We start from the raw sequence: 10,184 nt of genomic DNA on the forward strand, positions 1-10,184 counted from the left end.
CGCCGGCATCGCAGCCGACCTTGGTGCCGGTCAGCCGCAACTCGTCACGCAAAACCTGCGACAGCCGTCGCACGGGCGGCACCGAGACCGCGACGGCCGCGCCGTTGACCTCGAAGGCGATATCGGCGCGTTCCATGCCAGTCCGGGCCATGCTCATACCGCCACCTTGCTTTCGCCCAGGCCGATAGCGGCGCGCACGGCGCGCGCAACGATCTCGCGCGCCGCATCCTGCCGGTATTCGGCGCTGCCGCGCACATCGGCGATCGGCGACAGTTCCTCGATCGGGGCGGACAGCACCGCATCGCCGAGCGCCACCGCGAACGGTTGACCGCGCAGCGCGGCCTCGACACCGGCCAGGCGGCGAGCTACCGCCGAACAGGCGCCGACGGCGATTGCCGCTTCGGCAACCACGCCATCCTCGATCACGAGGCGGGCGGCGGCCATGGCTACGGAGATGACGAGATAGCGCCGGGCGCCGAGCTTTACGAAGGTCGACGCGCCGACCGCGGAACGCTTCGGGATACGGATGGCAGTGACCATCTCGCCCGATTGCAGCGCCGTACGGCGGTTGCCGAGGATGAAATCGCCGAGCGGCAGATGACGGGTCGCCTTCACTGACCGCAATTCGACATCGGCATCGAGCACCAGCAGCGCCGGCACGCCGTCGGCCGCGGGCGAGGCGTTGCAGAGATTGCCGGCGACCGAGGCGACGTTCTGGATCTGGACGGAGCCGACTTCGCGCGCCGCCGCCTTCAGTGCGTCGAAGGCCACTGGCAATGGATGGCGCACGATGTCGGTCCAGGTGGCGCGGGCGCCGATCCGCCAGTGCCCGTCCGTTTCGTCGATTCCGCGCAGGGCAGCCAGACCATTGATGTCGAGGATATTGGCGCGGAATGGTTTCACGCCCTGCGCCGGATAGAAATCCGTGCCGCCGGCGAGAATACGCCAGCGATCCTCGCCAAGCAAAGCGAGCGCCTCGTCGACCGTGGTGGGTTTCGCGTAACGGATCACGCCCTGCCTTCCAGACAATTGGGCCTTCCCCTGGCCCTCCCGAAGCGTCAGCTCCAGGCTTTTTTGCCGGTGCCGACCGGCCAAATTCATTCGTATGCAAATGATATCAAGCCGGCGGAAATTGTCAAAGCCGGAGTTTGCCCCGAGCAGCAGGCCCGACAGGGCCCACCTACATTGTCATGGTCCCAGAGGTTGACGTGGCGGGCCATCTGGTCAAGGTTCCGTGTCCGGTCGCGCCAGCGGCGCTCGGACTGGAGCCCAAGCCGAAACGAGAGGGAGGCCGCATGGCCGAAGAAGCACTCATCGTCATCGACCTGCAGAACGATTTTTGCCCCGGCGGCGCGCTAGCCGTTGCCGGCGGCGACGAGATCGTGCCTCTGGTCAACGACCTGATCCGGCGGTCGGAACATGTGATCCTCACGCAGGACTGGCACCCGGCCGGACACTCGAGCTTCGCTTCGAGCCATCCTGGCAAGCAACCCTTCGAGACGATCGATATGCCTTACGGGCCGCAGACCTTGTGGTCGGACCATTGTATCCAGGGCAGCCTCGGCTCGGATTTCCATTCGGGGCTCGCCTGGACCAAGGCGGAACTGGTCATCCGCAAGGGTTTCCGCACGGCGATAGACTCCTACTCGGCCTTCTTCGAGAACGACCATACGACGCCGACCGGCCTTGCCGGTTATCTCAAGGAGCGCGGCATCGACACGATCACCCTGGCAGGGCTGGCCACCGATTTCTGCGTCGCCTTTTCAGCGCTGGATGCGGCAAAGCAGGGTTTCAGGACGACGGTGCGGCTCGATGCCTGCCGCGGCATCGACCTCAACGGCTCCGTCGAGGCGATGCTGAAGCGCATGCGGGAAGCCGGCGTGACGCTCGAAGATCATTCGTCGGAATGACCTGCCTGTGAGGCATCCAGGGGGTTTTTCAGGGCCGCTGAAGCGGTTGGAAACGGCTGTCGTTGCCGTGGCCTTGCTCGCATTCACGCAACCGGCTCTCGCCGGGGAGGTCCATGAACTGCCGGGCGCGGCGATGTCGCTGTGGTGGGCGCTGCCCTTTGCCGGCTTGTTGCTGTCGATCGCCACCGGCCCGCTGCTCTTCCCGCATCTGTGGGAACATCACTACGGCAAGATCGCCGCCGCATGGGCGGCGTTGGCGGTGGTTCCATTGGCTATCGTCTTCGGTGTTCCGACAGCCGGCGAAGCCGTGCTGCACACGCTGCTCACCGAGTATCTCTCCTTCATCGTCCTGCTGTTCGCGCTGTTCACCATTTCCGGCGGCATCCTCGTCGCCGGCAACATCCATGGCACGCCGCTGGTCAATGCCGGCCTGCTGCTCGTCGGTGCGCTTCTTGCCTCGGTCATCGGCACCACGGGCGCCTCCATGATCCTCATCCGGCCAATCCTGCGCGCCAACGACAACCGGCCGTTCAACGCGCATGTGGTGGTCTTCTTCATCTTCCTGGTGTCAAACATCGGCGGCTCGCTGACCCCGCTCGGCGACCCGCCGCTGTTCGTCGGCTTCCTGGGCGGCGTCGATTTCTTCTGGACGACCACGAACCTCTGGCGCGAGACGCTGTTTACCGGCGGGCTGGTGCTTGTCGTCTTCCTGGCGCTCGACATTGTCCTGCACCGCCGCGAGGCCGGCGCGCCCAAGATCAAGGACCCTACGCCCGATTCCAAGGTCCGCATCCGCGGCCTGGCGAACCTGCCGCTGCTTGCCGGCGTGATCGGAGCGATCCTGCTTTCCGCCAGCTGGAAACCGGGCATCAGCATTCCGGTCTTCGGCGTCGGCCTCGAACTGCAGAACCTCGCGCGCGACGCCATCATCCTGGGGCTGGCCTTGCTGTCCCTTCGCGTCTCGTACAAGAGCCACAGGGAAGCGAACGGCTTCAGATGGGGGCCGATCGCCGAGGTGGCGAAGCTCTTTGCCTGCATTTTCATCTGCATCGTGCCGGTCATCGGCATTCTCAAGGCAGGCCTTGGCGGCGCGCTGGCGCCGCTGGTCTCGCTGGTCACCTCGGCCAATGGCCAGCCCAACGATCTTGCCTATTTCTGGCTCACCGGGGCGCTGTCATCCTTCCTCGACAACGCGCCGACCTATCTGGTGTTTTTCGAGCTGGCCGGCGGCGACGCCCATCATCTGATGACGGAAGCCGCCTCGACGCTCGCGGCCATCTCGGCTGGCGCCGTGTTCATGGGCGCCAACACCTATATCGGCAACGCACCGAATTTCATGGTCTATGCCATCGCCAGGCATCGCGGTTTCAAGATGCCGGGCTTCTTCGGCTACATGGCCTGGTCGGGCCTGGTGCTGGTCCCGACATTCCTGATTGCCGGCTTCCTGTTCTTTTAGCCGACGCCGACATAACGACGGACAGCTGACGGATCGGCGCGCAATTCCTCGACGTCGACCGTCTCGCGGTTGCGGCCGTTCTCGATGAAGCAGACGCGGTCGGCGACCGAGAGCACGGCGTCGACGCGCTGCTCGACCAGGATCGTCGAGACGCCGAGCTCGCGCAGCTTCGCCACCGTTTCACGGATCCTGGCGATCATCGACGGCATCAGCCCTTCGGTCGGCTCGTCGAGCAACAACACCTGCGGCTCCAGGCAGAGCGCGCGGGCCATGGCGAGCATCTGCTGCTCGCCGCCGGATAGCGTGCCGGAACGCTGCTTCAACCGCTCGCGCAGCAGCGGGAAAAGGTCCAGCACATTTTCCCGCACCTGCCTGCCCTTGCCGCGCGCCATCAGGCCGATTTCGATGTTTTCTGACACCGTCATCTCGGCGAACAGCCGCCGGCCCTGCGGCACATAGGCGACGCCGGCCTTCGGCACGTCGTGCGCGGCAAGCCCAACCAGCTCGTTCCCGTCCAACCTGATCGAACCGGCGGAGGCCGGCACCAGGCCCATGATCGCCTTCAGCGTCGTCGTCTTGCCGGCGCCATTGCGGCCGAACAGGCAAAGCACCTCGCCCTTGTTCAGAATGAGATCGAGACCGTAGAGGACCTGGACCTCGCCATAGAAACAGTTGAGCCCGGAAATGGCGAGCAACCCTGTATCAGCCATGGGTCGCCCCGAGATAGGCATCCTGGACCTCCGTATTGGCGCGGATCTGATCCGGCGTACCTTCGGCGAGGATCTTTCCCGAACTGAAGACGGTGATGCGGTCGGCAAGTTGCATGACGACGGGCATGTTGTGCTCGATCAAAAGCACCGTTGCGTCCCTGGCGATCTCGCGCACCACGGCAATGAAATTGTCGATCTCGCTGTCGGCAAGGCCCTGCGTCGGCTCGTCGAGGATCAGGAGGCGCGGCTTGAGCGCCAGTCCCATCGCCACCTCGAGCAGGCGCTGGTGGCCATAGGACAGCTGCCCGGCCAATGTGCCGGCGCGATCGGCAAGGCCGGTGCGCTCGAGCGCCGCCATGACGCCGCTCCTCACCTGACCTTTCGAGCGGCCGTCGGTCAGCGTGCGCTGCACCGGCAGCGCGACATTGTCGAAGGCGGTGAGGTTGGCAAAGACGCTGGTGATCTGGAAGGTGTAGGCGACGCCGAGGCGAACCCGTCGATAGGCCGGCATTGTGGTGATGTCGGCGCCGTCGAAGACGATCATGCCGGAGGATGGCCGGATGCGGCCGCTGAGCAGGCTGACGAAGGTTGTCTTGCCGGCGCCGTTGGGGCCGATGATGGCGCGGATTTCGCCCGGCATCAGCGCGAAGTCGACGCCGTCGACGGCGCGCAGCCCGCCGAAATGGCGCGACAGGCCCCTGGTGGTGAGCAGCGGCATCACGGCAGCCACCCCAGCCAGCGTTCGCGGATGCTGCCCAGGATGCCCTTCGGGGCAAACAGCACCAGCAGGATCAGCGCAACGCCGACGATCAGCAGATAGGCCGAGGTGAAGCCGCTGGCGATGTCGGTGACATAGTACATGAACAGCGTTCCGACGAGCGGCCCGAGCGCTGTCGCGGCGCCGCCGAGAAGCACCCAGAGCAGCGGCAGGATCGAGTACTGCACGGACGCGAAGTTCGAGCCGACATAACCGAACAGCAGCGCGTAGCCAGCGCCCGAAGCCGCGCAGATCGCGCCGGAGACAGCGACAGCGGCAAGCTTGTTGGCGACGGTATCGTAGCCCAGCATCTTCGTGCGCTCCTCGTTCTCGCGGATGGCGACCAACACGCGGCCGAACCGCGAGCGGACCAGCGCCAAGGTGACGATCAGAACCACGGAAAACAGCGCCAGCGCGCTCATGTAGCGTACGGTCGAATTGGTGAGGTCGAGCGCGGCGCCGCCGAGATCGAGGGTGCGCGCCGACTGCTGGATGACCAGGCCCTGATCCCCGCCGGTCCAGGCTGCGAAATAGAGAATCAGCAGATAGAAAACCTGGGCGAACATCATGGTGACGATCATGAAGGCGACGCCGGAGGTGCGCAGCGCGAGCAAGCCGATGACAAGCCCAAGCAACGCGCCGCAGGCGACGCCGGCCGCAAAGGCTTCCGGCACGCTCCAGCCAAGATGGTAGACGGTGAGCCCGGCGCCATAGAGGCCGGCAGAGAAGAACATGGCATGCCCGAGGCTGAGCAGCCCGACATAGCCGAAAAGCAGATTGTAGCCCATGGCGAAGACGGCCAGCACCATGATGCGGGCGAAGAGGCCCTGGTGATAATCGGGCAGGACGAAGTTCAGCAGGAACAGAAGCGCGATGACGCCGATATGCAAGGCGTAGGTCTTCGCCGGCGAAGCAACCTTCATCGCGGCGTTGTCCCGAACAGGCCCTGTGGCCGGAACACCAGCACCATCGCGACCAGCAAAGTCGCGATGATCTTGGCCAGGGTTGGGGAGAAGAAGACCGAGATGATGCCGTCGGAGAGACCGATCAGGATGGCGGCGACCACCGTGCCGCGCAACGACCCCAGACCGCCGATGATGACGACGATGAAAGACAGCAGCAGCGGATCCTGCCCCATCAGATAATGCGCCTGGCTGATGGGCACGATCAGCACCGCGGCGATAGCCGCCAGCATGGCGCCGATGGCGAAGACACCGGCATAGACCCGCTCGACCGGGATGCCGAAGGCTTGCGCGGTCTCACGGTCATACTGCGTGGCGCGCATGATCAGGCCGATCCTGGTGCGGGTGAGCACCAGCCACGTGACGATGAGCAGAACAGCGGAGGCGGCAACGACCGACAGCTTGTAGCCGGAGTAGCCGAACCACGGCAAAAGGATGCGGTAGCTGAAAGGCGGATCGACGGGGCGCGCCTCGGGGCCGTAAAAAGTCAGCGCCAGTTGCTGGATGATGTAGAGCATCCCGATGGTGGCGACGATGGTGCCTTCCGGGTTGTAGTTCAGCCGGCGCAGCACCAGGCGTTCGGCGAGCAGCGCGATTAGCCCGACCAGCAGAGGGGCAATCACCAGGGCTGCCAGGAATCCGATGGCCGGGTGCCCTGAAATCGCCGTCGAGACCGCCCAGGCGAGCACTGCGCCGAGCATGAAGAACTCGCCATGGGCGACGTTGACGACGCGCATGACGCCGAACACCAACGACAGGCCAAGCGCCGTCAGCGCCAGCACGGCGGAGGTGACGAGGCCTTCGAGGGCGGCAAGCAGGAGATGAGGTCCGAAGTGCATGGGCTAGGCACCGAGGGATGCGCGAGGCACCCCCCTCTGCCCTGCCGGGCATCTCCCCCTCAAGGGGGGAGATTGACCTTCACGTCGGGTTTCGCCAACCACCAAAGCCGGCAAAAAGGCGCCAACGCAGAAACTGCCAATCTCCCCCCTTGAGGGGGAGATGTCCGGCAGGACAGAGGGGGGTGGCTTGGCGCCCACGCTTACCAGAATGGTCCTATAGCGCCTGCGTCGTGTAATCCCCTTCCGGCTGGTAGAGGCCGTCCTCGATCTTGGTCTTGTGCACGACCTTCAGCTTGCCGCCTTCGACCTTGGAGATGTTCTGGATGCCGAAGCACTGGTGGATCTTGCCGTTGAAGGTCTTGGCCCCCTGGGGATGCTCGGGTCCCTCGGCGAACTCCTTCAGCGCCTCGGTCGCCTCGACCAGCTTGGCGCGGTCTTCCGGTCCCTTGTAGCCGGCGTCCTCCATCGCCTTCTTGACGACGTAGAGCGTCTCCCAGCAGCCGAACATGTGAGCCGCCGTGGAGACGTCCTTGGCATCGCCGACGGCGGCGCCATTGTCGTCGATGCCGACAGCGGCGCGATAAGCCTTCTGCGCGGCCGTGTCATCGGGCTGCGCATAGCGCGGCGAGCCTTCCCAGAAGTGGCTGCCGTCGAGGAATTCGAGGCCGGGGCTGTTGATGTCGACAGCCTCGAGCGAGTCGATGAAGCCGAAGAGCTGCGGCCTCTGCGAGCCGTAGAATTCGCCCAGTTCCTTGACGAAGGTGAGCACGGCCGGCCCGACCATGACGTGGTAGATGACTTCCGTCTCGGCCGGGATCTGCGGGAAGTATTTGGTGAAGGACGATTCCGTCGGCGGGATGGCGATCTGCGCGATGACGTCGGCGCCCTGCGCCTTCAGCGCCGGCGGCAGGTAGTCGCGGTGGTCGTAGCCGAAGGCGAAGTCGGGGAATATCTGCGTCACCTTCTTGCCGGCATTGGCGGCGATCCATGGCGCCATCGACTGGATCTGGCTCTTCACGTCGGTGATGCCCGGCTGGAAGACGTAGCGGTTGAGCTTGGTGGAAGCGACGTGGTGACCTTCGCTGACGACGAAATACGGAATCTTGTTTTCGCCAGCGGCCGGCGCCGAGCCGATCACCACATGGGAGAACAGCGTGCCGAAGACGATGTCGGTCTTGTGCTGCTTGGCGAACTTATTGACCACCTCGGCGCCGCGCGCCGGATCGGTGCCGTCGTCCTCGATGACGAGTTCGACCTTGCGGCCGTTGATGCCGCCGGCATCGTTGATCGCCTTGACCGCGGCGGCGCTCGTCTTTTCGTACCAGCGGCCATAGGCGGCGCCGATGCCGGTGCGATGCGACTGGAAGCCGATCTTGACCGGCGCCGAGCTCTGCGCTTGGCTGTAGCGGACAAAGCCTGGTGCCAGCGCAAGGCCCGTGCCGGCCGCGATGCCCTTCAGCGCGGTGCGGCGCGAAAGCGTCGTCTTGGAGAGGTCGAAAAATCCGTTCTTGTCAGCCATGTCCGTTCCCCTGTTTTTTAGTTTCGACCAGCGATAAGGCGGCTAAACCATCCTCGCGCGGAGGACGGGAAAATTGCATGTGTACAAACTAAATCACCAAAGCCCCGGCCTGGCAAGCGAGCTTCCCCAACGGAACTGAGGGCGCCCTTGTCTCACCCGGCGGTCGGCGTTGCAAGCAACCATAGGCCGAATATCGTGTAAGCAACCATCAGAAGCGTGAGCGGGACCTGACTGAGCGCGGCCCGCGACGGTTGCCGGTGGAGGCGCCAGGCGATGCCGTGAGCGACGAGAACCGCCAGCACGTGCCCGGCGATGATGACGCCGGCCTGGATGTTCCACAACCACCAGGCCGACTGGGCACCGGCTACGACGCCCGCTTCCACCATCATGTCGGCGGAGCCGAACAGGTTCCAGCCGAGCGCGAACGGGTCTGACAAGGCGACCAACGCATACTGGCCGTCGACCAGCAGCGCGGTGATGTAGTGGGCAATGTGGTAGGCGAGCGCGATCGGCACGATCGACCAGACCAGCAGGCCGCTTGCCTCCCTGAATGGATGGTCGTCGCCCACAAGGCGCTGGCCGAAAAAGACGGCCAGCGCGAACACCGTCGCGAGCAGCATGAAGGTGAGCACGAGGCCGAAGCTGCCGATGCCGATCAGCGCGGTGCGGCCGGGATATTCCACCGGATTGATGCCGAACAGGCCGAGCCAGAAGAAGGTCTTCGACAGGCCGTCGAAGGATACCGAAGACAGCGCCAGCAGCAGGAAAGCGACGCCGCTTGGCGGCAGCGGCTCAGCGGCCAGCAGCTTTGCGCTCGGCCAGCAAAGGTTGAGCCGGTCGTCCCGATGCTCAAACGGCGCAAAGCGGGCGACCATGGAGAAGAAGACCGACAGGAATTCGCCGCGCTTGCTCCAGTCGCCGTAACCGAAGACGAGCATGGCGATGAAACTGAAGAACCAATAGAGGCCGGCCGCGAAGGCGAGGCGAGAAGGATCGTCGGGCGCCGGATCGATCAGCTCGAACCAGGCGAAGGCGAAGAAAAGTACGAAGGCCGGCCAGAAGCCCAGCCATGACGGGAGGCGTGATGGCTGGGTTTCGTCATCTCGAACGCCAAAGGCGCGAACGGCAATCCGCCACGGTCCATACCATGGGTTGAGCCAGGACCAGAGATCGCCGAACACGCCCTGCAACAGCGTGAAGCCCGCCCAGAGCAGCGTCCAGATGACCAATGGGAGCGGATTGGACAGTGGATCGCGGCTGCCGAAGGTACCGGCCGCTACCAGAAGTGCAAAGCCGGCAAAGGACAGCGAACTGATGATGGCTCGCGGGCCGTCGCCAAAGGCGAGCATGGACAGGCGCCGGCGCCAGAAGCGGTCGAGGGCGGCAGGCGGCAGCAATGCCAAGACGAGGAAGCTGACGGCGACCGCCAGCGCGCCGCCGGCGATGTAATAGCCGGTCGGGAGAAGCAGGACGTGGCCACGATCGGAGGCGTGCGCGAAGGCGGAGGTGGGTAGAGCTACTAAGGCAGATGCGAGAAAGGCCAGCCTCCAAGGTTGGCGTTCCACGGCACCCCCCTCTGTCCTGCCGGACATCTCCCCCTCAAGGGGGGAGATTGGGCTCTCATTCCCGCTTTCGCTAATCTCCAACGTCGAAAGAATGGCGCCGACGGTTAAACTGCCAATCTCCCCCCTTGAGGGGGAGATGTCCGGCAGGACAGAGGGGGGTGCGACAGAACTCAGCCTATCCAACTACGGCCCCTTACGGCGACGCCGAAAGCACCGCCTCACACCTTAACCAGTTGCTCCACCCGTCCCTTCTCGCCGAAGATCCTCAGATACCTCTTGATCTCCTTCTCATCCCCGGTCGCCTTGGCCGGGTTGTCCGACAGCTTCACCGCCGGGCGTCCGTTGGCCTCGGTGACCTTGCAGACCAGCGAGATGGCGTCGAGGCTGTTGGTTTCGATCGGCGCGCAGCCCTCGAAATCGTTGGTGAGGTTGGTGCCCCAGCCGAAGGACATGCGCACCTTGCCGC

Annotated in this window: 9 protein-coding genes and 1 pseudogene; 2 read left to right on the forward strand and 8 right to left on the reverse strand. The window is 64.7% G+C overall.

The genetic code is table 11. The annotated features are described in order from the left end of the window. Window positions 1-153: 153 nt before the first annotated feature. Window positions 154-1,011 (reverse strand): xanthine dehydrogenase family protein subunit M, encoded by an 858-nt coding sequence (locus Q0L57_RS30445; protein WP_296746796.1) that lies wholly within the window; start codon window positions 1,009-1,011, stop codon window positions 154-156. A 284-nt stretch (window positions 1,012-1,295) separates the two neighbouring features. Between Q0L57_RS30445 and pncA the strand changes: the two genes are divergently transcribed. After that, entirely contained in the window at window positions 1,296-1,910 is a 615-nt protein-coding gene (pncA, locus tag Q0L57_RS30450; protein ID WP_296746797.1) for a bifunctional nicotinamidase/pyrazinamidase, read from the forward strand. Window positions 1,911-1,956: 46 nt separating this feature from the next. Continuing rightward, window positions 1,957-3,366 carry a sodium:proton antiporter gene (locus Q0L57_RS30455; RefSeq protein ID WP_296746804.1) on the forward strand — a complete coding sequence of 470 codons (1,410 nt, stop codon included), beginning with the start codon at window positions 1,957-1,959 and terminating at the stop codon, window positions 3,364-3,366. Here Q0L57_RS30455 and Q0L57_RS30460 read toward each other — a convergent pair. From Q0L57_RS30460 to Q0L57_RS30495, 7 genes and pseudogenes are all read right to left on the reverse strand, one after another. Beyond that, entirely contained in the window at window positions 3,363-4,076 is a 714-nt protein-coding gene (locus tag Q0L57_RS30460) for an ABC transporter ATP-binding protein (protein WP_296746798.1), read from the reverse strand. The two genes, Q0L57_RS30455 and Q0L57_RS30460, sit on opposite strands and share 4 nt — an antisense overlap. Beyond that, window positions 4,069-4,797, reverse strand: coding sequence for an ABC transporter ATP-binding protein (locus Q0L57_RS30465; protein WP_296746799.1), 729 nt, complete (start codon window positions 4,795-4,797; stop codon window positions 4,069-4,071). Before Q0L57_RS30465 ends, Q0L57_RS30460 begins: the two co-directional genes overlap by 8 nt. Continuing rightward, window positions 4,794-5,756, reverse strand: coding sequence for a branched-chain amino acid ABC transporter permease (locus Q0L57_RS30470; protein ID WP_296746800.1), 963 nt, complete (start codon window positions 5,754-5,756; stop codon window positions 4,794-4,796). Before Q0L57_RS30470 ends, Q0L57_RS30465 begins: the two co-directional genes overlap by 4 nt. Further along, window positions 5,753-6,634, reverse strand: coding sequence for a branched-chain amino acid ABC transporter permease (locus Q0L57_RS30475; protein ID WP_296746801.1), 882 nt, complete (start codon window positions 6,632-6,634; stop codon window positions 5,753-5,755). Before Q0L57_RS30475 ends, Q0L57_RS30470 begins: the two co-directional genes overlap by 4 nt. Before the next feature lie 214 nt (window positions 6,635-6,848). Continuing rightward, window positions 6,849-8,153 carry an ABC transporter substrate-binding protein gene (locus Q0L57_RS30480; protein WP_296746802.1) on the reverse strand — a complete coding sequence of 435 codons (1,305 nt, stop codon included), beginning with the start codon at window positions 8,151-8,153 and terminating at the stop codon, window positions 6,849-6,851. Window positions 8,154-8,305: 152 nt separating this feature from the next. After that, the gene (locus Q0L57_RS30485) at window positions 8,306-9,745 is read right to left on the reverse strand and encodes a hypothetical protein (protein ID WP_296746803.1); all 1,440 of its coding nucleotides are present in this window, start codon (window positions 9,743-9,745) and stop codon (window positions 8,306-8,308) included. Between the two features lie 191 nt (window positions 9,746-9,936). Beyond that, window positions 9,937-10,184 (reverse strand): annotated as a pseudogene (locus Q0L57_RS30495) (nicotinate phosphoribosyltransferase); the annotation flags it as partial.

Source organism: Mesorhizobium sp. (assembly GCF_024509055.1).
In the GTDB taxonomy this organism is placed as follows: domain Bacteria; phylum Pseudomonadota; class Alphaproteobacteria; order Rhizobiales; family Rhizobiaceae; genus Mesorhizobium.

Bases quoted from the DNA above. Each gene is read 5' to 3' on its own strand.
- Q0L57_RS30480 (WP_296746802.1), bottom strand. From the start codon at position 8,153: ATGGCTGACAAGAACGGATTTTTCGACCTCTCCAAGACGACGCTTTCG.
- Q0L57_RS30470 (WP_296746800.1), bottom strand. From the start codon at position 5,756: ATGAAGGTTGCTTCGCCGGCGAAGACCTACGCCTTGCATATCGGCGTC.
- Q0L57_RS30485 (WP_296746803.1), bottom strand. From the start codon at position 9,745: ATGTCCGGCAGGACAGAGGGGGGTGCCGTGGAACGCCAACCTTGGAGG.
- Q0L57_RS30475 (WP_296746801.1), bottom strand. From the start codon at position 6,634: ATGCACTTCGGACCTCATCTCCTGCTTGCCGCCCTCGAAGGCCTCGTC.
- pncA (WP_296746797.1), top strand. From the start codon at position 1,296: ATGGCCGAAGAAGCACTCATCGTCATCGACCTGCAGAACGATTTTTGC.
- Q0L57_RS30460 (WP_296746798.1), bottom strand. From the start codon at position 4,076: ATGGCTGATACAGGGTTGCTCGCCATTTCCGGGCTCAACTGTTTCTAT.